The 23,329-nt window shown below is 60.8% G+C and carries 20 protein-coding genes and 1 tRNA gene; 4 read left to right on the top strand and 17 right to left on the bottom strand.

All coding sequences use genetic code 11. The features are described 5' to 3' along the window. The first annotated feature begins 3 nt into the window (after positions 1 to 3). Positions 4 to 831 (top strand): ammonia-dependent NAD(+) synthetase, encoded by an 828-nt coding sequence (nadE, locus tag RGV59_RS08585; RefSeq protein ID WP_017849731.1) that lies wholly within the window; start codon positions 4 to 6, stop codon positions 829 to 831. Between the two features lie 105 nt (positions 832 to 936). Here the strand turns inward: nadE and azu are convergent, their stop codons facing one another. After that, positions 937 to 1,383 carry an azurin gene (azu, locus tag RGV59_RS08580; RefSeq protein WP_046384887.1) on the bottom strand — a complete coding sequence of 149 codons (447 nt, stop codon included), beginning with the start codon at positions 1,381 to 1,383 and terminating at the stop codon, positions 937 to 939. Between the two features lie 333 nt (positions 1,384 to 1,716). On the opposite strand from azu, the gene RGV59_RS08575 reads away from it, so the two are divergent. Continuing rightward, complete coding sequence (locus RGV59_RS08575) at positions 1,717 to 1,899, top strand: hypothetical protein (RefSeq protein ID WP_017849733.1); 183 nt, start codon at positions 1,717 to 1,719, stop codon at positions 1,897 to 1,899. 102 nt (positions 1,900 to 2,001) lie between these two features. Here the strand turns inward: RGV59_RS08575 and RGV59_RS08570 are convergent, their stop codons facing one another. The 6 genes from RGV59_RS08570 to RGV59_RS08545 form a co-directional block, all read right to left on the bottom strand. Beyond that, entirely contained in the window at positions 2,002 to 2,892 is an 891-nt protein-coding gene (locus RGV59_RS08570) for a transglutaminase family protein (protein ID WP_126585384.1), read from the bottom strand. Then, a complete protein-coding gene (locus RGV59_RS08565) occupies positions 2,892 to 5,378 on the bottom strand; it encodes a circularly permuted type 2 ATP-grasp protein (RefSeq protein ID WP_126585383.1) in 2,487 nt (828 codons plus the stop codon). Before RGV59_RS08565 ends, RGV59_RS08570 begins: the two co-directional genes overlap by 1 nt. A gap of 161 nt (positions 5,379 to 5,539) precedes the next feature. Further along, positions 5,540 to 8,830 (bottom strand): DUF2126 domain-containing protein, encoded by a 3,291-nt coding sequence (locus RGV59_RS08560; protein WP_126585382.1) that lies wholly within the window; start codon positions 8,828 to 8,830, stop codon positions 5,540 to 5,542. 199 nt (positions 8,831 to 9,029) lie between these two features. Then, entirely contained in the window at positions 9,030 to 9,524 is a 495-nt protein-coding gene (locus RGV59_RS08555; protein ID WP_046490665.1) for a hypothetical protein, read from the bottom strand. A 99-nt stretch (positions 9,525 to 9,623) separates the two neighbouring features. Further along, on the bottom strand, positions 9,624 to 10,082 hold the full coding sequence (locus RGV59_RS08550; protein WP_081610224.1) for a hypothetical protein: 459 nt from the start codon (positions 10,080 to 10,082) through the stop codon (positions 9,624 to 9,626). After that, positions 10,079 to 10,993, bottom strand: coding sequence for an NAD synthetase (locus RGV59_RS08545; protein ID WP_126585381.1), 915 nt, complete (start codon positions 10,991 to 10,993; stop codon positions 10,079 to 10,081). The genes RGV59_RS08550 and RGV59_RS08545 overlap by 4 nt, the downstream gene beginning before the upstream one ends. 187 nt (positions 10,994 to 11,180) lie before the next feature. Between RGV59_RS08545 and RGV59_RS08540 the strand changes: the two genes are divergently transcribed. After that, positions 11,181 to 11,669, top strand: a complete 489-nt coding sequence (locus tag RGV59_RS08540; protein ID WP_046384893.1) for an Hcp family type VI secretion system effector — start codon at positions 11,181 to 11,183, stop codon at positions 11,667 to 11,669. A gap of 15 nt (positions 11,670 to 11,684) precedes the next feature. Here RGV59_RS08540 and RGV59_RS08535 read toward each other — a convergent pair whose 3' ends face one another. From RGV59_RS08535 to rnr, 10 genes are all read right to left on the bottom strand, one after another. Further along, a complete protein-coding gene (locus RGV59_RS08535; protein WP_126585380.1) occupies positions 11,685 to 12,125 on the bottom strand; it encodes a hypothetical protein in 441 nt (146 codons plus the stop codon). Next, on the bottom strand, positions 12,125 to 13,051 hold the full coding sequence (locus tag RGV59_RS08530; protein WP_046384895.1) for a hypothetical protein: 927 nt from the start codon (positions 13,049 to 13,051) through the stop codon (positions 12,125 to 12,127). The genes RGV59_RS08535 and RGV59_RS08530 overlap by 1 nt, the downstream gene beginning before the upstream one ends. Before the next feature lie 225 nt (positions 13,052 to 13,276). Continuing rightward, entirely contained in the window at positions 13,277 to 15,580 is a 2,304-nt protein-coding gene (locus RGV59_RS08525) for a YgiQ family radical SAM protein (RefSeq protein ID WP_126585379.1), read from the bottom strand. Between the two features lie 96 nt (positions 15,581 to 15,676). Next, positions 15,677 to 17,074: a replicative DNA helicase gene (gene dnaB, locus RGV59_RS08520; RefSeq protein WP_017849744.1), complete on the bottom strand. Its 1,398-nt coding sequence runs from the start codon at positions 17,072 to 17,074 to the stop codon at positions 15,677 to 15,679. A 110-nt stretch (positions 17,075 to 17,184) separates the two neighbouring features. Further along, the gene (gene rplI / locus RGV59_RS08515) at positions 17,185 to 17,631 is read right to left on the bottom strand and encodes a 50S ribosomal protein L9 (RefSeq protein ID WP_010563337.1); all 447 of its coding nucleotides are present in this window, start codon (positions 17,629 to 17,631) and stop codon (positions 17,185 to 17,187) included. Between the two features lie 18 nt (positions 17,632 to 17,649). After that, positions 17,650 to 18,543, bottom strand: a complete 894-nt coding sequence (locus RGV59_RS08510; RefSeq protein ID WP_057003678.1) for a hypothetical protein — start codon at positions 18,541 to 18,543, stop codon at positions 17,650 to 17,652. A 36-nt stretch (positions 18,544 to 18,579) separates the two neighbouring features. After that, a complete protein-coding gene (gene rpsR / locus RGV59_RS08505) occupies positions 18,580 to 18,810 on the bottom strand; it encodes a 30S ribosomal protein S18 (RefSeq protein ID WP_002551829.1) in 231 nt (76 codons plus the stop codon). A 28-nt stretch (positions 18,811 to 18,838) separates the two neighbouring features. After that, positions 18,839 to 19,261 carry a 30S ribosomal protein S6 gene (gene rpsF, locus RGV59_RS08500; RefSeq protein WP_003217491.1) on the bottom strand — a complete coding sequence of 141 codons (423 nt, stop codon included), beginning with the start codon at positions 19,259 to 19,261 and terminating at the stop codon, positions 18,839 to 18,841. A 309-nt stretch (positions 19,262 to 19,570) separates the two neighbouring features. Further along, entirely contained in the window at positions 19,571 to 20,326 is a 756-nt protein-coding gene (gene rlmB / locus RGV59_RS08495; RefSeq protein ID WP_046384896.1) for a 23S rRNA (guanosine(2251)-2'-O)-methyltransferase RlmB, read from the bottom strand. After that, positions 20,323 to 22,959, bottom strand: coding sequence for a ribonuclease R (gene rnr, locus RGV59_RS08490; protein WP_126585378.1), 2,637 nt, complete (start codon positions 22,957 to 22,959; stop codon positions 20,323 to 20,325). The genes rlmB and rnr overlap by 4 nt, the downstream gene beginning before the upstream one ends. A gap of 224 nt (positions 22,960 to 23,183) precedes the next feature. Here rnr and RGV59_RS08485 point away from each other — a divergent pair. Next, positions 23,184 to 23,270: transfer RNA gene (locus RGV59_RS08485), tRNA-Leu, on the top strand. Positions 23,271 to 23,329: the final 59 nt, after the last annotated feature.

Here is a 23,329-nt window from a genome sequence, read left to right as displayed (position 1 = left end):
ATCATGCAAGCCGTACAGCGTGAGATTGCGCAGCAGCTCAAGGTTCAAGCGCCGTTCAAAGACCAGGCCGCCCTTGAGGCCGAAATCGCCCGGCGCGTGACCTTTATCCAGGACTGCCTGCGCAATTCAGGGCTCAAGACATTGGTGTTGGGCATCAGCGGTGGCGTCGACTCCCTGACCGCAGGCCTGCTCGCCCAACGCGCCATGCAGGAGCTGCGCTCCAGCACCGGCGACGAGGCCTATCGTTTTATCGCGGTGCGCCTACCCTACGAAACCCAGTTCGATGAAATCGACGCCCAGGCCGCGGTGGACTTTATCGAGCCGGATGAGCGCCACACCGTGAACATCGGCCCAGCGGTGAAATCCCTGGCCAATGAAGTGGCGGCATTTGAAGGCAAGGCCGCGGTGTCCCGCGATTTCGTGCTGGGCAACACCAAGGCGCGCATGCGGATGGTCGCGCAGTACACCATCGCCGGCGCGGCCAGCGGCCTGGTGATCGGCACCGACCATGCGGCGGAAGCGGTGATGGGCTTTTTCACCAAATTCGGTGATGGCGCCTGCGATCTGGCACCGTTGAGCGGGCTGGTGAAGAACCAGGTGCGATCGATTGCGCGGCACTTCGGTGCGCCGGAGTCGCTGGTGGAGAAAATCCCGACCGCCGACCTGGAAGACCTCTCGCCGGGCAAGCCGGACGAGGCGTCACATGGCGTGACCTATGCCGAGATCGATGCGTTCCTGCACGGCGAGCCGGTGCGGGAAGAAGCGTTCAGGATCATTTGCGAGACGTATCGCAAGACCGAGCACAAGCGGGTCATGCCGTTTGCGCCGTGAGGTGAACCCAATAGTTTTGTATTGATTGTCAGGCAGCCATCGGGGGCAAGCCCCCTCCCACCAAGTGTGGGAGGGGGCTTGCCCCCGATGAACGATAATGCGGTCTTACTTGACGACCACAGTGCCTTTCATCATCGAGATGTGGCCTGGGAACGAGCAGAAGAACGCATAGTCAGTGCCCGCTTTCAGCTTGGACACATCAAAGGTCACCGCGTCTTTCTCGCCAGCGCCAATGACTTTGGTGTGGGCGATGATGCGCTCGTCGCCGTCTTTCAGGTAGTTCTTGTCGAGGCCGGCAGCCATGCCATCGGTCGCGACCGGTTGCATGTCGGCTGCGCTGGTCAGCACCCAGTTATGGCCCATGACGTTTTTCGGCAAGCTGCCGGAGTGAGTCAACTCGACGGTGAAAGTCTTGCAGCTCTTGTCGATCACGATTTCCTTGGTGTTGTAGGACATCTGGTCGGTAGAGTCGACGGTGACCTTGCACTCTGCAGCAAGCAACTGGCCACTTGCCAGAGTCAGCAGGGAAACAGCAACGAGTTTGGCAAACATGTGATTCTCCAAGGCAGGGTTTAAACAACGCATAGTGCGACAAGGGTGCCCGAGACAGGCAGAAAGTCTTATGACCTGAATCAACAAATTGTATACAACTTTAGGCTATCAGACTTATCGATACAATCAACCAGCCAAAGTGTCACGCCCCGCCTATGATCGGTCCATCACCCACTGGAGTCCGGACCATGCACCTCAATCATCTGTTCAGCGGTCTGTTGGCCGCATACGCCTGCGGTAAGTGAAGGCCAAGCGCGCCGCTAAGCTGCTACCATAGCGACCCAAGGCAGCTGCGCGCCGCCCACCCTCACCTTCGACCCTAGAGGATCGCCCATGGCCAAACCTAATTACTCCTTCGCCAAACGTCAAAGAGACTTGGCCAAGGAACAGAAGAAAGAGGAAAAGCTGCAACGCAAGAAAGCCGCTGCAGACGAAGAGACCGGCGCACTGAACCCGGATGCGGAAGGCGAAGTGGCAACCGATGACACCGAGACACCGAAAGACCCGGCCGAGTAAGCATCACTGTAGGAGCGAGCGTGCTTGCGAAGTGCGTTAACGATAACGCGGGGTGCCTGGTTCAACGCGGCGCCCTCGGTTTTTTCGCGAGCAAGCTCGCTCCTACAAGAGCGGCATCACCGTCACCCGCACTTCCGGGTCATGGCTGCCTCCCCCCAGAATCACCCCACGCAACGGCGAAACATCGGAGAAATCCCGGCCCCAGGCCAGGGTGATGTGTTCCAGTGCCGGCTGCACATTGTTGGTCGGATCAAAATCCACCCAGCCCGACATCGGGCAGTACACCGAAATCCACGCATGGGACGCATCGGCGCCGATCAGCCGTGGCTGGCCGGGCGGCGGCTGGGTCAGCAGGTAGCCGCTGATATAGCGCGCCGCCAGGCCCCGTGAGCGCAGGCAGGCGAGCATCAGGTGAGCGAAGTCCTGGCACACGCCGCGACGGCGCTCCAGCACCTCCACCAGCGGCGTGGCGACCTGGGTGGCTTCGGCATCGAAGGTGAATTCGCCGAAGATTTTTTCCATCAGGGCCTGAGCGCCCAGCAACAGCGGACGCCCGGGCGGGAAACAGCTTTCGGAGAACTCGACGAAGGTTTTCTTCAGATGCACGTAGGGCGATTCGAAGCGAAAGCGACAGGCTTCGATCAACGCCGGTGACAGCGGTTGGCTGCTGTAGGTCAGGCTGTCGCGAGTCTGGTCCCAGGCCGGCGACTGTTGGAAATCCAGCAGCGGCCGCGCCAGCACTTCCACGGTCAGCGCGGCATTCACCAACAATTCATCATGGGGCCGCTCGAACGCCAGGCGGGTGATCGGGTTGCCGAACACGTCCAGCTCATCGCGGCGCGAGGACGGCAACGGGCTGATATCCAGTTGCTGCGAGGTGCAGCGCTGCCAGGCACATGGCCGTGGCCACAGATGCGCCAACTGCTGGGCCAGGGACACCGGGCTGTCGTAGTGGTAATGGGTATCGTGAAAAATCTGATAGCGCGCACTCATCACACCGACACCGTTTGTTGGCTGACATCATCCACATGGGCAAAATGGCGCAAGGCCAGGCGATCCGACACTTGCCCACTCTCATCGGCGACCGCTTGCAGCAGGTCGGCCAGGCCGTCCAGCGCGGCACGCACGCTGGCCTCGCCAAACAGCGGGTTCTCCAGGCAACCCAGGTCGAACCGCGCGAGGCGCTCGACCAACGGCGCCAGGCCGGTTTCCCGGGGCACCGCGAAATCATCGTTGAGACGACGCAAGGTGCGGCTCACCAGCTTCAACTGAAACAACACGGCGTGGGGGTTCTGCTCATCCAGCAGCAACAGGTCGAGCACCGGAATCAGTTGCGGCACCGCCAGGTAGCGCGAGCGGTAGGTGATGCTGCTGTTGCCCAGTTCCAGCAACCATTCCAGCCCGGCCTGATCGAACACCGCCACGCCGCGCAGGAACGCCGCGAGGCTGCTGCTGAGAAACTGCAGGCGCTCGATGCGCCGGCCCATCATCAGAAAGCGCCAGCCTTCGTCGCGGGTCATGTCGTCCAGGGCAAACCCGGACAGCGCCGCCAGGGACATCACCAGGCGGTTGAGGAAGTCCAGCAACTCGCCAAAGTCGGGGCTTTCGCTTTCCAGCTCCAGGGCTTCGCGTTGCAGCTCCACCAGGGCCTGCCAGTTCTCTCGGGACAACTTGCCGCGCACTTGGGACGCCGCCCACTGCAAGCGCTGCAGGTTGGCGCGCAGGCTCGACGGCCAGTCGTCGCCAAGCAAGGCCGCGAGCAGGCGTTCGGGCAACTCGCCCTCCTCCGGCAACAGGCGCAGGTTTTCGCCCAGTTCGACCGCCGCTTGCAACGCCAGCGGATCGTCGCCGTCGACATAGCGCGCCAACACGATGCGCAGCCAACGCGCGCTGTTATCGCAGCGTTCACAATAACGGCCAAACCAAAACAGGTTTTCCACCACCCGCGACGGCAGATAAGGGTCGCGGCGCACCAGGTCATGGGCACCTATCGGCCGCTGCGCGCGCCACTGCTCGCCGCCGGCGGCGCGTTCGCCGAGCACCCAGGTGTCCTTGCTCGCGCCGCCGCGTTGCATCGACACCACCTCGGCATCGGCCTCGGCAGCCACGCGGGTCAGGCCGCCGGGCAATACCCGGTAACCGTCGGCGCTGGCCACGGCGTAGACGCGCATGCCGATGGCGCGGTGTTGCAGGTGGTCTTCGACGGTGTGCCACACCGGCGCCTGGGACAGCTGCGCCAGCTCCTGGGCGACATACGCGTAAGGCCGCGCGCGCATGCGCTCGGCCAGGGCCTCGCGTTGTGCGTCGTTCAAGTCACGGCCGAAGACCGGGTTGAAGCTCTGTGACGGAAATGCCGGCTTGATCAGCAGCTCGGGCAGTTTCTCCAGGGCTTCGGCAAGCACCGGCGCTTCGCCGCACCACCACGTCGCAATGGACGGCAGGAGCAGTTCTTCGCCAAACAAAAATTCGTTGATCTTCGGCAGAAAGCCCAGCAGGCCGGGGGATTCCAGCACACCGCTGCCCAGGGCATTGGCCACCAGCACGTTGCCTTGGCGCGCGGCGTCGAGCAGGCCGGGCACGCCGAGGGCCGAGTCGGTGCGCAGTTCGAGGGGGTCGCAGAAGTCGTCGTCGAGGCGGCGCATGATCGCGTGTACCCGACGCAGGCCACTGAGGGTTTTCAGGAACACCGTGCTGTCGCGCACCGTGAGGTCGCCGCCTTCCACCAGCGGGTAGCCGAGCTGACGGGCGAGGTACAGGTGTTCGAAATAGCTTTCGTTGAAACGCCCAGGGGTGAGCAGCACGATCAACGGCGGCTGACTATCGCAGGGCGCCTGGCGCGCCAGGGTTTCCTGCAGGGTGCGAAAGAAACCGGTGAGGTGCTGCACCTGCAGGTCGCGGTACAGATCCGGAAAGGCGCGGGACACGATGGTGCGGTTTTCCAGCGCATAACCGGCGCCCGAAGGGGCCTGGGTGCGGTCGGCAGTGACCCACCAGCGACCATCCGGGGTGCGCGCCAGATCGACGGCGTACAGGTGCAGGAACGTACCGTCGGGCGGCTGGATGCCCTGGCACGGCCACAGAAAATTGTTATGCCCGAACACCAGTTCGGCCGGCAGCAGGCCTTCCTTGATCAAGCGTTGCGGGCCGTAGAGGTCCGCCAGTACCGCGTTGAGCAGCCGCGCACGCTGGGCGATGCCGGCCGACAGGTGCTGCCATTCATCGGCCGCCAGCACATGGGGCAGCAGGTCCAGTTCCCACGGGCGATCAGCGCCCTTGGGGTCGGCGTAGACGTTGTAGGTCACGCCGTTTTCCTGGATCTGCCGGGTCAGCAACGCCTGGCGCTGGGCCAGTTGCGCGGGGGTGCTGCGTTGCAGATGGTCGAGCAGGCGCCGCCAATGGGCACGCACCGCGCCACTGTCGTCCAGCAGTTCGTGATAAGTGCCCGCGGTCAGCGGGTAACGGTCGAGCAAGTCGGACATGGAACGCTCGGCAGGGGCAAGGGGGCTCAGATTAACCTAACAAACACTGCAAATCCTTTGTGGGAGGGGGCTTGCTCCCGATTGCGGTGGGTCAGTCAACTCATGTATCGGCTGATTTACCGCAATCGGGAGCAAGCTCCCTCCCACATTTTGGCTTGCATTCAGTCATTTTTATTGGGGAAACGTCGCAGATCCAGGGTCATCGGTAATTCATCGTTCACCACTACGGTCGGAACCGGCTGCTTGCCCGGGGTATGACCCAGGCGGAAGAACCGCGCCATGCGCCGACTCTCGGCTTCATTGGCATTCACCGGCAGGCTGTCGTAGTTACGCCCGCCCGGATGCGCCACATGATACTGGCAACCGCCCAGGGAGCGCTGCATCCAGGTGTCCAGCAGGTCGAACACCAACGGCGCATGGACCGCGATGGTCGGCTGCAGGCAGTTGGCCGGTTGCCAGGCGCGATACCGCACGCCGGCGACGAACTCGCCGATGCGCCCGGTCGCTTGCAGCGGCACCGGGATGCCGTTGCAGGTGAGCACATAGCGTTGCGGTGGCAGCCCGCTCAATTTCACCTGCAGGCGCTCCAGGGACGAATCCACATAACGCACCGTGCCGCCCACCGCGCCCTCCTCGCCCAGCACATGCCAGGGTTCCAGGGCCTGGCGCAGTTCGAGTTCGATACCGCTGACGGCGTAGTCGCCGACTTTGGGAAAGCGGAATTCCAGGTGCGCGGCAAACCATTCGGCGCGCAGCGGGTAGCCGGCGGCGTTGAGTTCGACGATCACGTCGGCAAAATCCTGCTCGATGAAGTGCGGCAACAGAAAACGGTCATGCAGCTCAGTGCCCCAGCGCGCCAGTTTCGGGGGCGCATAGGGTTCGCGCCAGAAGCGCGCCACCAGCGCGCGCAGCAGCAGTTGCTGGGTCAGGCTCATGCGCGCATGGGGCGGCATTTCAAAGGCGCGCAACTCCAGCAGGCCCAGGCGCCCGGTGGCGCCATCGGGCGAGTAGAGCTTATCGATACAGAATTCGGCGCGGTGGGTGTTGCCCGTCACGTCGATCAGCAGATTGCGCAGCAGGCGGTCGACCAGCCACGGCGGGCACTCTTCGCCTGGCGCGGGCATTTGCGCGAAGGCGATTTCCAGCTCATACAGCGCATCGTTACGCGCTTCATCGACCCGGGGCGCCTGGGACGTCGGGCCGATGAACAAGCCGGAAAACAGGTAGGACAATGACGGATGGTTGTGCCAGTAGCTGATCAAACTGCGCAGCAGATCGGGACGCCGCAGGAACGGTGAGTCCTTGGGTGTCGCGCCGCCCAGCACGAAGTGGTTACCGCCGCCGGTACCGGTGTGGCGCCCGTCGATCATGAACTTCTCGGTGGTCAGGCGGGTTTGTCGCGCCTCTTCGTAGAGAAATTCGGTGCGTTCTACCAGCTCGTCCCAGGTGGCGGACGGCTGCACATTGACCTCGATCACACCCGGGTCGGGCGTGACCCGGAAGTTGCTCAGACGGTAATCCGCCGGCGGCTCGTAGCCCTCCAGCAGCACCGGGCAGTGCAGTTCTTCGGCGGTGGCTTCGATGGCGGCCACCAGCTCCAGGTAGTCCTCAACGCGCTCCAGCGGCGGCATGAACAGATACAGGCGGCCTTCGCGCGCTTCGGCGCACAGTGCGGTGCGGGTCAGCCAGTCGGCGGACTCGTCGATCTTCGGCAGGCGCTCGGCGCTCGGCGCCGCTTCGCCATGGTGTTGCAATTGCGCCGTGCTCGGCAGCTCGGGCAAGTCCTGGTTGGGGTCGGTCGGGTGGACAAACGGGTACTCTGCCGCCGTCACCCAGGGCTGCGAGGCCAGCGGCAGGCGATAACCCAGCGGCGAATCCCCCGGCACCAGTCGGCAGTGGTTGTCGCGCAGGTACCAGCGCCCACTCTGCCAGCGGTCATTGGCAGCGGTGCGCGCCAGCGGCAGCACTTGGCCGATGACCTTATCCAGGCCCTGGCTGAACACTTTGCGCAGACGCTCGCGCTCCAGCTCATCGCTCAGGCGCGGGTCGAGGGCGGTGACGTTTTGCGGCAGCGCGCCTTCGCGCCACAGGTAATAGAAGTTGTCTTCAAAGGCCGGAAACACAAAGCGCGCCGGCAGCTTCAGGCGCTCGGCAACACTGCCCAGGAAACGCCCGGCCAGCACGCCGTCGGCGCCGTAGTCCTGTTGCTCATCGGCGATCAGCGCGCTGTTGTGCCAAATCGGCTCGCCATCGCGGCGCCAGTAACAGTTGAGCGACCAGCGCGGCAGTTGCTCGCCGGGGTACCACTTGCCCTGGCCGAAATGCACCAGGCCCTTGGGCGCGTAGTGCTTGCGCATGCGCTGGAACAGTTCGGCGGACAGGCGACGCTTGTCCGGCCCCAGGGCAGCGGTGTTCCACTCGGCGCCGTCGGGGTCGTCGATGGAGACGAAGGTCGGTTCGCCGCCCATGGTCAGGCGCACGTCGTCCGCCAGCAGGTCGCCATCGATCTGCCGCCCCAGGGCCTGGATCGCCAACCACTGTTCTTCGGTGTAGGGCTTGGTTACCCGTGGCGCTTCCCAGATGCGCTCTACCGACATCTCGTGGGTGAATTCGCACTCGCACGGCTCCACCAGGCCACTGATCGGCGCGGCAGACGATGGGTCGGGACTACAGGCCAACGGAATATGGCCTTCACCAGCGAACAACCCGGAGGTGGCATCCAGGCCGATCCAGCCGGCGCCGGGCAAATACACTTCGCACCAGGCGTGCAGGTCGGTGAAGTCCACCTCGGTACCGGACGGGCCATCGAGGGCTTTGACGTCGGCGGTGAGCTGAATCAGATAACCGGACACAAACCGCGCCGCCAGCCCCAGGTTGCGCAGCAATTGCACCAGCAGCCAAGCCGAATCGCGGCACGAGCCGGAGGCATTTTCCAGGGTGAACTCCGGGGTCTGCACGCCGGGTTCCATGCGGATCAGGTAACCGATATCGGCGGCCAGGCGTTGGTTGAGACCTACCAGGAAATCCACGGCCGGCAGCGGCGTGCGGTCGATACCCGCCAGATAAGCGGCGAACCTCGGCGTCAGCGGCAAGGTTTCCAGGTACGGCGCCAGCTCGCGCTGCTCGTCGGCGGCGTAGCGAAACGGGATTTTTTCCGCGTAGGGTTCAAGGAAAAAATCGAACGGGTTGAACACCGCCATCTCGGCGACCAGGTCGACTTCGATACGCAGTTCGTCAGTCTTTTCCGGGAACACCAGGCGCGCCAGGTAATTACCCTGAGGGTCCTGCTGCCAATTGATGAAGTGCTGCTCGGGCAGCACTTTCAGTGCGTAGGACAAAATCCGCGTGCGGCTATGGGCCGCCGGGCGCAAACGCACGATCTGTGGGCCGAGTTCGACAGCGCGGTCGTAGCGGTAATGCGTAACGTGGTGCAACGCGACATGAATCGACACGGCGGCCTCCTGCAAGCCAGGGCATGGACACAACGCGCGCAAGACTTATGCCAGAGCGGCAGTCATTGCGCTTTATCGTAAGACCCGGTGCAGTACAGCACCAAAACGGCGCCAACGTTGGTGCAATGGTGCAAGAGCTGCACATATATGTGGCGGGGAGTGGGTGGGGCGGTATCGGTTTTGGGGGCGGGGTGGGGAATTACCTCGATTTCTTTATTCTGATTATTGCGCGCTCGTGTTTGCGCCGCTTTTCAATGGCCACCCTTACCTTCCCGCGCATATGGCGAAGTTCTACGCATTTGGCACGCAGTTCCCGGTGACGTTTGCTGCGAAGCAGCAGCAGGCCGAGTACCGGCCAAAAGAAGCATTCCGCGTAAATGAATGGGTTCGGTGAAAAATGAAAACCTGGCACAGCGACCAACAGGCAGGCGATGAAAAAGCCATACATGCCCCAGACCCACTTAGGTCGCCCGTAGGCGATCATGAAATTGCAGTGGGTGATAAACCAGGCCAAGAGCACGCATGCACTTTCAGCAGCAGCGTTCGATAACGATGGTAAATAATAGTTTTCCACCAGCACAACAACAGAAGAACTGCCGAAGATGCCCGCTAAAATTACGCCGATAAACACGGGAAAGTAGCGCAAAAGAAAAGGGCGCACCGGTATGAGAGGTTTCCGTCCGAGAAGTCTCACTCTGATATATCCTCATACAGCCCAACCGCGACGATCCGGATGTTCCCGAACAGTAAGTTGTCGGGAATGAGGCAACGCTCCCAATTAATCAAAGCAAAATCACCTTTTTTGTAGCCTGTCAGCAATTTTCCGTATCCGTTTTCGCCTAAAACGAAGTTCAACAAGCTTCCCACGCATCTCACGATGACGCTTGCTGTTGAGAATCAGCAGACCAAGCAATGGCCAAAACAAACTTTCGGCATAGATGAACAGATGAGGGGAATAACGAATGGCCGGAAGAGCGGTAACCAGGCAGGCTCCAAAATAGACAACCATGACCCACACCCAGTCTCGTCGCCCACGGACAATCATAATGTTGCTAAGACTCAAGGCGCATGCCAGAACGACACATGCCCACCACGCTACTTGTGCCGAAATAGCTAAAGAAATGGCTTTGAGATAGTAATTTTGCACTACCACCACTACGGAAGATCCAGCAAAAATGCTTGAAAAAATCCCCCCGAGAAACACGGGTAAATAACGCTTGAGAAAAGGGCGAAGGGGCAGCAGCAATATCACTCGGTCATCTCCTCATAAATTCCGACCGCGACAGTGCGAATATTCCCAGACATCGAACTGCTAGCAACCCCTAAGGCAGAACCTAGAGCGTCTTGAATCTGCAAAACAGTGCCCTGTTTTACTTCTGCGGGCGTAAAACGCTTTGGCATTTTTCCAGCGAGTTGCTTCAACCTGATCATTTTCCGGGTCATTTCCGGGTGCCGAATACTCAACAACTCCTGGGTCAACTTTGCTCGCTCTTGACGACTCAGTCCTTTCAACACCTGCGGCAAAGTTTTTCCGGTAGATTTTCTTGTCGCATTAACCAGTCGTATAGTTGCCAGTGCCGAGACACTAGCGCCCAGTAGCGAAACAGCATCCAAACCAATCGTCACAGCCTGATACCATGGCTCGCTATCCAGAGCATCGTTAAGAGCCGGGTCAATAATTTCGTTGCGAGCCCTCTGGCCGCCAACTAAGCACTGAATTGAACTGGCTGTTGCTGATGTAAAGCTTATCGCAGCTACCACCCCAGTAACCCCAAAGCTGAACGGACTGAGCGCCGATCCACTCAGTACCACGATCCAACTGATTACCGCAGAAGTACACGCCAAAGCTGTATTCACCGCCTCAAACGCCACCTGCGACTCTCGCGGCTCATTCGCCAGTTGCCGAGCGAACTCCACCCGCCCGACATAGCTGGGCGCCTCGCGCAAAATCACATTCTTCGGCGCGATACTGCAAATCGGCTGAAATTCACGCAGTACAACCATCCGTAGCTGCGCGTCGATGTACACCACGCCGGCACCGACGATGGCCGGATCAGCATCAATCGCCGCAAATAACTTGCGCAGATCAATACTGCTTTCCAGCCGCTGCCGCGTCATGTAATTGGGACTGAGGAAACTGTCTCTGAATACGCTGGAAGTCATCCCTTTACTCCTGAGGTTCACAAGAGCGCAGAGGGTAAAGACTGCCTATCCCCGAAAAATGTCAGAAGCTTCGCTTTATCCGGACAGGCACTTCCTGATCGTGATGCCGCCCCTTGTAAGCCATATCCCGAATAAGAAAAAGTACGCCCCGCGCCACTACCGGCGCACACCAAAACAGGGAGTGACAATGGCAACTGATATGTTTTTGAAGCTGGGGGACATCAAGGGCGAGTCCAAAGACCAGGCCCATCGCGACGAAATCGAGATCAGCCGATGGGGCTGGGGCATGTCCCAGACCGGTTCGATGCATACCGGCAGCGGCGGCGGTGCCGGCAAGGTCAATATTGAAAACCTGTCTGTCTCCAAGGTCATGGACAAGTCTTCACCCAACCTGATGATGGCCTGCTCCACCGGCAAGCATTACCCGGAGGCACGGTTGGTGGTGCGCAAGGCCGGTGGCAGCAATGCCGTGGAGTATCTGGTGATCACGCTGAAGGAAGTGATGGTCACGTCCTACCAAACCGACGCGGTGACCAGCAGCGATGTGCTGACTGAGGTGATAGCCCTGAACTTCGCCACGGTCGAAGTCAGCTACCAGCCGCAGAAATCCGACGGCGGCAAGGACGGCGGCGCCGTCAAATACGGCTGGAACATTCGCCAGAACGTCAAAATCTGAAACCACGTGCCGAGGCTACAGCCCCGCCTTGGCCGCCTCCCGCAACCGCCGCACTTCAACCAACTTCTTGACCATCGACCGATAGCCCTTGCTGTTGATCAGCAACAACCCCAGCAATGGCCAGAACAGGCTTTCACTGTAGATAAACCAGTGCGGCCGGTAGAGCAGTGTCGGCAGCACGACCAACAGGCACACCGTAAAAAACGCCACCATCGCCCACACGGCCCAGGCTCGGCCGCGCACCACCAGGAAGTTGCTGTTGGCCACGAACAGTGCGGCGGCTATCACCACGAACCAGGACACAGTGGCATTGGTTGCCATGGGCACGTCGGAAAAATAGGTGCTGGCCGCCAGGGAAATCGCCGCCGAACCGCCGAGGCAACCAGCGAGAATCACGCCGATGAATGCGGGAAAATGCTCCAGCAAAAACGGCTTAAGCGAAGGAACACCACTCATCACTCGGCCTCTTCGTACAAGCCAATCGCGAAGGTCTTGGCCTGTTTGTAGTTATCCGAACGCTTCAAACCCCAGACGCTCAGCCCCGCACTGAAGGCATCGCCCAATTGGACATAGGTGGCGTGCTTGAGCTGGGTCGGCGTAAAGCGTTTGGGCAACTCGCCGCTCAGTTGCAGCAGCTTGCGCATCTTGTTCGACATTTGCGGGTCGGCCACTTTCAGCAGCTCTTTGGTGAGTTTCTCCCGCTCCTGCCCGTTCAGGCCTTTGAGCACCTGACGCAGGCTTTTACCCGTGGCCGCACGAGTGACGTTGACCAGCTTGACTGTCGTCAGCGCCGAGGCGCCCACGCCGACCAAGGCGGCACCGTCGAGGACTTTGGTCGCCGTCTGGTACCACTCTTCGTTATCCAGGTAATCATTCATCGACGGGTTGACGATTTCGTTGCGCGTGCGGAACCCACCGACCAGGCACGACACGGTGCTCGCCGAGGCGGCGGTGTAGCCGATGGCCGTCACGACCGTGCTGGCCCCAGCGGTGAACGGGATAGCGATGGTGCCGCTCAACACCACCAGCCAGCCAATGACCGCGCCGCCGCAGGACAACGTGGTGTTGAAGGCTTCACTCACCAGTCGCGACTCGCGCGGGTTGTTCAGCACTTGGTCGGCGAACTGCGCCGGGGCGATGTATTTCTGCGCCTCGCGCACAATGATGCGCTTGGGTCGAATGCTGCAGATCGGCTTGAACTCGCGCAGGGTCACGACGTTGAAGTCGGCGTCGATATACACCACGCCCGCGCCGACGATGCCGGGGTCGGCGTCGATGATGGCAAACAGCCGAGGCAGGTCGACTTCACTCTCGATGCGCTGGCGCGCCATGAACTGCGAGCGGTTGGAGTCCATGCCGATGTTGAGCAGGGGGTTGCTCATGGGGGTGTTCTTCCTTGAAAAGTTGGGGACTGGACTGACGCCATCGGGGGCAAGCCCCTCCCACATTTGAAGTGTGAATACATTCAAAATGTGGGAGGGCCGGTGCGACGATTCGGCTTGCTCCCGATAGCGATTTAATGGCCGCCACCTTAACAAACAGACTCCCCACCGGCTAGAAAGCAAAACGCCAGCACGAGGCTGGCGTTTGGCATATTCAGGCAACGATCAACGCGGTACCACCGGCTTGCGGGCTGGCTTGCCACCCTTGCCCTTGGCCGCATCCGCGCGTTCCTTGGCGGCCTGCTTGTTGCGCGCCATGGCCGCGGCCTTGGCTTGCTCGCGCTTGTCCCACGGGTTGCTGCCGTCGCTGCCACGGGGCGGCAGGCCGGTGTGCTGGGTGAGGATCCTGGTGGTGGTTTCCTTGGCGACCTTATGGCTGCCGGCCGGCGTCGAGTTCTTGCGACGCGCGCTCTGGTAGCTGTCGGTGGCCGGCTGGTGCAACGGGATCAGTTGATCCTTGCCCGGCCCGATCAGGTCGGCGCGGCCCATGCGGGTCAGTGCTTCGCGCAGCATCGGCCAGCCTTTCGGGTCGTGGTAGCGCAGGAACGCCTTGTGCAGACGGCGCTGTTCTTCGCTCTTGACGATGGTCACCGCGTCGCTCTTGTAGGTGACCTTACGCAGCGGGTTCTTGCCCGAGTGGTACATCGCGGTGGCGGTGGCCATCGGCGACGGGTAGAACGCCTGCACCTGGTCGGCGCGGAAACCGTTGCCCTTGAGCCACAGGGCCAGGTTCATCATGTCTTCATCGGTGGTGCCGGGGTGGGCGGCGATGAAGTACGGGATCAGGTACTGTTCCTTGCCCGCTTCCTTGGTGTACTTCTCGAACATGCGCTTGAACTTGTCATAGCTGCCGATGCCCGGTTTCATCATCTGGTTGAGCGGACCTTCCTCGGTGTGTTCCGGGGCGATCTTCAGGTAACCACCGACGTGGTGGGTGACCAGTTCCTTCACATACTCCGGCGACTCAACGGCCAGGTCGTAGCGCAGGCCGGAGGCGATCAGGATCTTCTTCACACCCGGCAACGCACGGGCGCTGCGATACAACTGGATCAGCGACGAGTGGTCGGTGTTCAGGTTCGGGCAGATGCCAGGGAACACGCACGACGGCTTGCGGCACGCGGATTCGATTTCCGGGCTCTTGCAGGCGATGCGGTACATGTTCGCGGTCGGGCCGCCGAGGTCGGAAATCACGCCGGTGAAACCCGGAACCTTGTCGCGGATTTCTTCGATCTCGCGAATGATCGACTCTTCGGAACGGTTCTGGATGATCCGGCCTTCGTGCTCGGTGATCGAGCAGAAGGTACAGCCGCCGAAGCAGCCACGCATGATGTTCACCGAGAAACGGATCATGTCGTAGGCCGGGATTTTTTCCTTGCCATACGCCGGGTGCGGGACACGTGCGTAAGGCATGCCAAACACGTAGTCCATTTCTTCGGTGGTCATCGGAATGGGCGGCGGGTTGAACCACACGTCCACTTCGCCGTGTTTCTGCACCAGGGCACGGGCATTGCCTGGGTTGGTTTCCAGGTGCAACACGCGGTTGGCGTGGGCATAAAGCACCGCGTCACCACGGACTTTTTCCACCGATGGCAGGCGGATCACGGTCTTCTCACGGGTCATGCGCGGGCTGGCCAGGATCTGCACGACCTTGGCTTCCTGCGGATCTTCAACCGGCCCCTTTTCCTGCTCGATGGCGCAGGCCTGGGTGTCCTGGGTATTCACGTATGGGTTGATGATCTTGTCGACCTTGCCCGGACGGTCGATACGGGTGGAGTCCACCTCATACCAGCCTTCGGGCGTATCACGGCGAATGAACGCGGTGCCGCGCACATCGGTGATGTCTTCGATCTTGTGGCCCCACGACAGGCGCTGGGCCACTTCGACGATGGCCCGCTCGGCGTTGCCGTACAGCAGGATGTCGGCGGTAGCGTCGATCAGGATCGAGTTGCGCACCCGGTCCTGCCAGTAGTCGTAGTGGGCGATGCGGCGCAGGGACGCTTCGATGCCACCGAGCACGATCGGCACGCTCTTGTAGGCTTCCTTGCACCGCTGGCTGTACACCAGGCTCGCGCGGTCCGGGCGTTTGCCGGCCATGCCGCCAGGGGTGTAGGCGTCGTCGGAGCGGATTTTCTTGTCGGCGGTGTAGCGGTTGATCATCGAGTCCATGTTGCCGGCCGCGACGCCGAAGAACAGGTTCGGCTCGCCGAGCTTCATGAAGTCGTCTTTGGACTGCCAGTTCGGCTGGGCAATGATCCCGACGCGGAAGCCCTGGGACTCCAGCAGCCGGCCGATGATCGCCATGCCGAACGACGGATGGTCAACGTAGGCATCACCGGTGACGATGATGATGTCGCAGGAATCCCAGCCAAGCTGATCCATCTCCTCCCTGCTCATCGGCAGGAATGGCGCAGGACCGAAACATTCGGCCCAGTACTTGGGATAGTCAAATAACGGCTTGGCTGTTTGCATGACGGTGACCGGTGTTGAGATGAAAAATCGCGGGCGCGGAATATAGCACAAATTTTGACCAATTCCGACGATAACAGTAGGAATTGAACAGAAGGATTATTCGTCGTCGTCGAAGTTGTAACTGCCCGGCGCAAGGTTCTCGAAACGCGTGTATTTGCCGATGAACGCCAGGCGGATAAAGCCGATCGGGCCGTTCCGCTGCTTGCCGATGATGATTTCGGCAATGCCTTTGTGCTCGGTCTCCGGGTGATACACCTCGTCACGGTAGACGAACATGATCACGTCGGCATCCTGCTCGATCGCTCCGGATTCACGCAAGTCGGAGTTCACCGGGCGCTTGTTGGGGCGTTGTTCCAGGGAACGGTTGAGCTGCGACAGCGCCACCACCGGGCAGTTGAATTCCTTGGCCAGGGCTTTCAAGGACCGGGAGATCTCGGAAATCTCGTTGGTCCGGTTGTCGCCGCTGGAACCCGGGATCTGCATCAGTTGCAGGTAGTCGATCATGATCAGGGCGATATCGCCGTGTTCACGCACCAGGCGGCGGGTACGCGCGCGCATCTCCGACGGGCTGATGCCCGCGGTGTCATCGATGAACAGTTTGCGGTCGTTGAGCAGGTTGACCGCCGAGGTCAGGCGCGGCCAATCGTCGTCTTCCAGGCGACCGGCACGCACTTTGGTCTGGTCGATACGGCCCAGGGACGAGAGCATCCGCATGATCAGCGATTCGCCTGGCATCTCCAGGGAGTACACCAGCACGGTCTTGTCACTGCGCAACACGGCGTTTTCCACCAGGTTCATCGCAAAGGTGGTTTTACCCATGGATGGACGGCCGGCGACGATGATCAGGTCGGACGGCTGCAGGCCGCTGGTCTTCTCGTCGAGGTCGGTGTAACCGGTGGAGATGCCGGTGATGGCATTGTCGGTGTTGAACAGCGTATCGATGCGGTCGATGGCCTTGGTCAGCAGGTCGTTGACGCTGACCGGGCCGCCGGTTTTCGGCCGGGCTTCGGCGATCTGGAAGATCTGGCGCTCGGCCTCGTCAAGGATCTCGGCGGCGCTGCGACCTTCGGGGTTGAAGGCGCTGTCGGCGATTTCGGTGCTGATGCCGATCAACTGGCGCAAGGTGGCGCGCTCGCGAACGATCTGGGCATATGCCTTGATGTTGGCGACGGACGGCGTGTTTTTGGCCAACTCACCGAGGTAGCCCAGGCCGCCGACCTGGGAGGTCTGGCCTTCCTTGTCCAGCTGCTCGGCCAGGGTCACCACGTCGATCGGTGAGTTCTGGTCGGCCAGCTTGGCGATGGCACGGAAGATCAGGCGGTGGTCATGACGATAGAAATCACCGTCCGAGACTTGATCCAGCACGCGTTCCCAGGCGTTGTTGTCCAGCATCAAACCACCGAGCACGGCCTGTTCGGCCTCGATGGAATGCGGCGGCACCTTCAGGGCAGCGGTTTGCAGATCGTATTGCTCAGGAGCTGAAATATCGTTCATGGCCACTTGGAATTAGGGGATGTGTAAAAAACAAAAGGCACGACCTGTAAACAGGATCGTGCCCGATGTTAACCGCCTGGCACGCGAGGTGCCAGTCAGTTAGGTGCGACTTAAGCTGCTACCACGACAACGCGTACAGTGGCTTCAACTTCAGCGTGCAGGTGCACGGCTACGTCGAATTCACCTACGTTGCGGATGGTGCCGTTCGGCAGACGAACTTCGCTTTTCGCAACTTCAACGCCAGAGGCGGTCAGTGCGTCAGCGATGTCGTGGGTGCCGATCGAACCGAACAGCTTGCCTTCGTCACCGGCGGTGGCAGTGATAGTCACTTCCAGCTCAGCCAGTTGGGCAGCGCGAGTTTCGGCCGAAGCTTTTTTGTCTGCTGCTGCTTTTTCCAGCTCAGCACGACGCTCTTCAAACGCAGCCAGGTTGGCAGCGGTTGCAGCGGTAGCTTTGCCGTATGGCAGCAGGTAGTTACGACCGTAGCCGGCCTTAACGTTCACTTTGTCGCCCAGGTTGCCCAGGTTGGCGACTTTTTCCAGAAGGATCAGTTGCATGTGAAAATCCTCTAACTTTTAACCTTCACCGTTCGCGTTATCGGCGTCTTTCGGCGCCAGACGACCGCGAAAATCAATCAGGCCGTCGACAATGGCCAAAACCACGAGTAACGGATAGATCAGCTGCATGAACAGCATCAGCGTGACGTACAACCCCACCAGCCAGAACCTGGCCAGGCGCTTCTGCGCCACCAGCCCGTGAATCAGGGCCAGCCCGGAGAACACCAGCGGTACGCTGCAAAACAGCAATAACAAGGCCGCCTCTGGACCGAAGTTCGGTCCGACCACCATGCATGCCAGCAGCAACATCGCCGGGCCCGCGGGAATTCTGATACTGCGAAACTCGCGACCAAAACCACCCGGGTTGTACAACAACGCCTGCCAGTAACGCCCAAGCATCAGGCTCAGCACACTGACAATCTGCAACACCACCGCCATCAGGCCGATCAGGGCCGGTGCTATCAGCGCCGCAAGGCGCGCTCGCTCGTCTACCGACAATTGCTGGTAGAGCTCCCCGAGAGCCAGCGGCAGGACCTTGACGATCTCTTGCGCCAGCGCCTCGATTTGCGGGTGGAAAGCCGCGCCGAGCAACACTGAAAACACCAACCCCAATGCCACGCTGACCAGCAGCGTGCGGACCCAGGACTCACTTGCGCGTAAAACCAACGCAAGGCTCGACGACCCCAGCAGCACCATAAGCACTTTGGGTTCGCCCAATTGCAGCCACCAGATCAAGGCGGCCAGCAACCCCAGGGCCAGGACGCCAACGGCATCCTGCAAACCGCGCCGCAGAAGCACAAGGCATCCCGCGGCAGCACCCAACCAATACAACAACGGCAATGCTGCACATCCAGCCACTACCAGAGTGGCCTGCACGCGACCGCGCATGATGAACTCAGCTAAGGCGCGCATGCATTCAATCCCTTACTACTTGTCGACTGCCCGGTCTCAGCGGCCGTGGCTGTCGGTGTAGGCCAGCAGGGCCAGGAAGCGGGCGCGCTTGATAGCGGTGGCCAGCTGACGCTGATAACGTGCTTTGGTACCGGTGATACGGCTTGGAACGATTTTGCCGGTCTCGGATACGTAGGCTTTCAGAGTGTTGAGATCTTTGTAATCGATCTCTTTCACGTCTTCAGCGGTGAAGCGGCAGAATTTACGACGACGGAAGAAACGTGCCATTTGATAGGCTCCTTAAAAGGTCCGTGGATTACTCGTCAGCGTTATCGCTGTTGTCGCTGTCATCACTATCAGCGCTTTCAGCGCCTTCGTGCTCAGGACGGTCGCGACGCTCACGGCGCTCACTGCGGTTTTCTTCAGCCTTGAGCATCTCGGATTGGCCGGTAACGGCTTCTTCGCGACGGATGACCAGGTTACGGATCACAGCATCGTTGTAGCGGAAGTTGTCTTCCAGCTCGGCCAGGGCCTTGCCAGTGCATTCAACGTTCAGCATCACGTAGTGAGCCTTGTGAACATTGTTGATTGCGTAGGCCAGTTGACGACGGCCCCAATCTTCCAGACGGTGGATTTTGCCGCCGTCTTCTTCGATCAGCTTGGTGTAACGCTCTACCATGCCGCCGACTTGCTCGCTTTGATCCGGGTGGACCAAAAAGATGATTTCGTAATGACGCATGAATGCTCCTTACGGGTTGTAGCCTGCCGCTCAAAAACGGTCAGACAAGGAGTGAATGACACTTATGGATCTTGCCGCAGGGAGGCACATCGGTGCCTGCCAGGAAGGCAAGGGGCGCAATTGTAGAGAAGGGGGAGGAAGGGCGCAAGGTGATTGGTGATTATTTGAACAATCTTCCAGGCACCACAAAACAAAAGTGGGAGGAGGCTTGCTCCCGATTGCGGTGAGACAGTCACATTATAGGTAACTGATCTACCGCAATCGGGCGCAAGCCCCCTCCCACATTTTGCATCTATGCCAGGCCCGACATTACTTCTTGGTCTTGGCCTTCGCACCGCGCTGGCGCTGGGCTTCGAACAGGCACACGCCGGTAGCGACCGATACGTTGAGACTGCTGACGCTGCCAGCCATCGGCAGATGAACCAGATAATCGCAATGCTCGCGAGTCAGGCGACGCATGCCCTTGCCTTCGGCGCCCATGATCAGGATGGTCGGACCGGTGAGGTCCTGGTCATAAATGCTGACCTCGGCCTCCCCCGCCGTGCCCACGACCCACAGGCCGCGCTGCTGGAGTTTCTCCAGGGTGCGCGCGAGGTTGGTCACGGCCACCAACGGAATCACTTCCGCCGCGCCGCATGCGACTTTACGCACAACCGGCGTCAACGTGGCCGACTTGTCCTTGGGCACGATCACCGCCAGCGCACCGGCAGCATCCGCAGAACGCAGGCAGGCGCCGAGGTTGTGCGGGTCGGTCACGCCGTCCAGCACCAGCAACAGCGGTGCGCCTTCGGTGCGGTCGAGCAACTCGTCGAGCATGGCCTCGCCCCATACCTGGCTCGGGCTGACATCCGCGACGACGCCCTGGTGGACGCCTTCAACCCACACGTCCATTTCGCGACGCTCGGCCTGGCCGATCGCCACACGGTTTTCGTTGGCCAACTCGACCAGCGCCTGCACGCGCGGCTCGCTGCGACCTTCCGCCAGCCAAACCTGTTTGACGCGCTTAGGGTGATGACGCAGCAGTGCTTCTACGGCGTGGACGCCGTAGATTTTTTCCAGACTCATGACTTGGCCTTAGGTTTACGCGACCCGCCGCTTTTCGCGGGGGCCGAACCCGCTTTTGGCGGGCCTTTACGGTGTTTACTGGGCTTGCTCGACGGCTTTTCCGCCGTGTGGGGCTTTCCCCCAGACGCCGCTTTACCACCGCTTTTGGCTTCGTTGAGCAACTGCTGCTTCAACTCACGGCTTCTGCGCAGTTCGGCGTTTTTCGCCGCTGCGTCGCTTGGGCGGTAGGCCTCGGGAACCTTGTCCTTGGCCGCCGGACGACGGCCGGCCTTGGCCGGCGCAGGCTCGGCAACCGCGGCTTTCGCAGGAGCGCCCTTGCCTTGGGTGGCCGGCGCGGCGGTTTCGCTGCCACGTTTTTTACGGCCGATCGGCGCGGCGATGGTTTTTTCGGCCATCTCGAAGTCGATCTTGCGTTCGTCCAGGTCGACGCGCATGACGCGCACTTCGACCGTGTCGCCCAGGCGGAAACTGCGACCGGTACGCTCGCCCGCCAGGCGGTGATGCACAGGATCGAAGTGATAGTAGTCACCCGGCAAGGCGGTGACATGCACCAGGCCCTCGACGTAGATATCGGTCAGTTCGACAAACAGACCAAAGCCGGTCACGGCCGTGATCACGCCAGGGAACGACTCGCCCACGCGGTCCTTCATGAACTCGCACTTGAGCCAGTTCACGACGTCGCGGGTGGCTTCGTCGGCACGGCGCTCGCTCATGGAGCACTGCTCGCCGAGCTGTTCCAGGGCCGCTTCGTCGTAAGGATAGATCCGCGCCTTCGGAATGGTCATGGCACCGGCGCGCTTGACGTGCGGGGTGTCCTGCTTGGAGTGGATCACGCTGCGGATCGCGCGGTGCGTGAGCAAGTCCGGGTAACGACGGATCGGCGAGGTGAAGTGGGTGTACGCCTCGTAATTCAGGCCGAAGTGGCCCTGATTGTCGGCGCTGTACACCGCCTGGCTCAGCGAACGCAGCATCACGGTCTGGATCAGGTGGAAATCCGGACGGTCCTTGATGCTGGCCAGCAGTGCCTGGTAATCCTTCGGCGACGGGCCGTCCTTGCCTTTATGCAGGGACAGGCCGAGCTCGCCGAGGAAGGCGCGCAGTTTTTCCAGACGCTCCGGCGGCGGGCCGTCGTGTACCCGGTACAACGCAGGAATTTCGTGCTTCTTCAGGAATTCAGCGGTGGCCACGTTGGCCGCCAGCATGCATTCCTCGATCAGCTTGTGCGCGTCGTTGCGGGTGGTCGGGGTGATCTCGGCGATCTTGCGCTCGGAACCGAAGATGATCCGGGTTTCCTGGGTTTCAAAATCGATCGCGCCACGCACATGACGTGCGCCCAGCAGCACCTTGTACAGCGCATACAGCTGCTTGAGATGCGGCACCACACCGGCGTACTCGGCACGCAGGGCCTTGGCTTCGCTGGTCTTCGGCGTTTCCAGGATGGTGCTGACCTTGTTGTAGGTCAGGCGCGCCTGAGAGTGGATCACCGCTTCGTAGAACTGGTAGTCGGTCATTTCGCCGGTTTTCGAGAGGGTCATCTCGCACACCATGGCCAAACGGTCGACTTTCGGGTTCAGCGAGCACAGGCCGTTGGACAACTGCTCAGGCAGCATCGGGATCACGCGCTCAGGGAAATACACGGAGTTGCCGCGCACCTGGGCTTCGTTATCCAGCGCCGAACCGATCTTCACGTAGCTGGAGACGTCGGCAATCGCCACGTACAACTTCCAGCCGCCGGAGAACAGGCGCAACTTGCCAGGCTTGGCTTCGCAATACACCGCATCGTCGAAGTCGCGGGCGTCTTCGCCGTCGATGGTGACGAACGGCAGATGGCGCAGGTCGATGCGCTTTTCTTTGTCCTTCTCTTCGACTTCCGGCTTGAGCTTGGCGGCTTCCTTGAGCACGGCTTCGGGCCAGACGTGAGGAATATCGTAGGTGCGCAGCGCGACGTCGATTTCCATGCCCGGCGCCATGTAGTTGCCGACCACTTCGATGATATCGCCCTGAGGCTGGAAGCGCGGGGTCGGCCAGTGGGTGATTTTCACCTCCACGAACTGACCGACCTTGGCCGCTCCATTGCGGCCCGGGGTCACCAGCACTTCCTGCTGGACCTTCGGGTTGTCCGGAATGACGAAGCCGATGCCGCCTTCTTCGAAGTAACGCCCGACGATGGACTCATGAGCACGGGACACCACTTCGACGATCACGCCTTCACGGCGGCCGCGACGGTCCAGGCCCGACACGCGCGCCAGCGCACGGTCGCCATCGAACACCAGGCGCATTTGCGCCGGGCTCATGAACAGGTCGTCGCTGCCGTCATCCGGGATCAGGAAGCCGAAGCCGTCACGGTGGCCGGCAATGCGACCCAGGATCAGGTCGAGCTTGTCCACGGGCGCATAGGTGCCACGGCGGGTGTAGATCAACTGAGCATCGCGCTCCATGGCACGCAGACGGCGGCGCAGGGCTTCGAGCTGGTCTTCGGTGGTCAGACCGAATTCTTCAACCAACTGCTCGCGGCTAGCAGGCGAACCACGATCGGCGAGATGCGCCAGGATCAGTTCGCGGCTAGGAATAGGGTTTTCATATTTTTCCGCTTCACGAGCGGCCTCGGGATCGAGGGACTGCCAATCGGCCATTAGAGAGTTTTCACCTTGTCTATATGCGGGTTAGTTTGGCATACGCGTATTGAAACGGGAAATTTCAGGCGTCAACAAGCGTTTTAAAGCACTTTGTGACCGCCAACACGCACCTTGTACGACCATTGGCGAAATTTTCCAGGCTTTTTTCATGGCAGGGGTTTACAGTTCAAAAGCCACTCCGTATAGTGCGCGCCATCGACGACGGCAACGTTGAAGATACTGCCCAGATGGTGAAATTGGTAGACACGCCAGCTTCAGGTGCTGGTGACCGCAAGGTCGTGGAAGTTCGAGTCTTCTTCTGGGCACCAATTCAAAACTCGAGGTCAGCCTTGAGTTATCAAGAAACCCGCGAAAGCGGGTTTTTGCG

Source organism: Pseudomonas sp. FG1, from assembly GCF_034313875.1.
Taxonomy (GTDB): Bacteria; Pseudomonadota; Gammaproteobacteria; order Pseudomonadales; family Pseudomonadaceae; genus Aquipseudomonas; species Aquipseudomonas veronii.
This window is presented reverse-complemented; position numbering and strand designations above follow the sequence as displayed.

Coding starts and splice junctions, on each gene's coding strand:
- azu (WP_046384887.1), bottom strand. CDS start 1,383: ATGTTTGCCAAACTCGTTGCTGTTTCCCTGCTGACTCTGGCAAGTGGC.
- RGV59_RS08575 (WP_017849733.1), top strand. CDS start 1,717: ATGGCCAAACCTAATTACTCCTTCGCCAAACGTCAAAGAGACTTGGCC.
- RGV59_RS08565 (WP_126585383.1), bottom strand. CDS start 5,378: ATGTCCGACTTGCTCGACCGTTACCCGCTGACCGCGGGCACTTATCAC.
- rpsR (WP_002551829.1), bottom strand. CDS start 18,810: ATGGCACGTTTCTTCCGTCGTCGTAAATTCTGCCGCTTCACCGCTGAA.
- rnr (WP_126585378.1), bottom strand. CDS start 22,959: ATGGCCGATTGGCAGTCCCTCGATCCCGAGGCCGCTCGTGAAGCGGAA.
- RGV59_RS08530 (WP_046384895.1), bottom strand. CDS start 13,051: ATGAGCAACCCCCTGCTCAACATCGGCATGGACTCCAACCGCTCGCAG.
- dnaB (WP_017849744.1), bottom strand. CDS start 17,074: ATGAACGATATTTCAGCTCCTGAGCAATACGATCTGCAAACCGCTGCC.
- RGV59_RS08570 (WP_126585384.1), bottom strand. CDS start 2,892: ATGAGTGCGCGCTATCAGATTTTTCACGATACCCATTACCACTACGAC.
- RGV59_RS08525 (WP_126585379.1), bottom strand. CDS start 15,580: ATGCAAACAGCCAAGCCGTTATTTGACTATCCCAAGTACTGGGCCGAA.
- RGV59_RS08535 (WP_126585380.1), bottom strand. CDS start 12,125: ATGAGTGGTGTTCCTTCGCTTAAGCCGTTTTTGCTGGAGCATTTTCCC.
- nadE (WP_017849731.1), top strand. CDS start 4: ATGCAAGCCGTACAGCGTGAGATTGCGCAGCAGCTCAAGGTTCAAGCG.
- RGV59_RS08545 (WP_126585381.1), bottom strand. CDS start 10,993: ATGACTTCCAGCGTATTCAGAGACAGTTTCCTCAGTCCCAATTACATG.
- rlmB (WP_046384896.1), bottom strand. CDS start 20,326: ATGAGTCTGGAAAAAATCTACGGCGTCCACGCCGTAGAAGCACTGCTG.
- rpsF (WP_003217491.1), bottom strand. CDS start 19,261: ATGCGTCATTACGAAATCATCTTTTTGGTCCACCCGGATCAAAGCGAG.
- RGV59_RS08540 (WP_046384893.1), top strand. CDS start 11,181: ATGGCAACTGATATGTTTTTGAAGCTGGGGGACATCAAGGGCGAGTCC.
- rplI (WP_010563337.1), bottom strand. CDS start 17,631: ATGCAACTGATCCTTCTGGAAAAAGTCGCCAACCTGGGCAACCTGGGC.
- RGV59_RS08510 (WP_057003678.1), bottom strand. CDS start 18,543: ATGCGCGCCTTAGCTGAGTTCATCATGCGCGGTCGCGTGCAGGCCACT.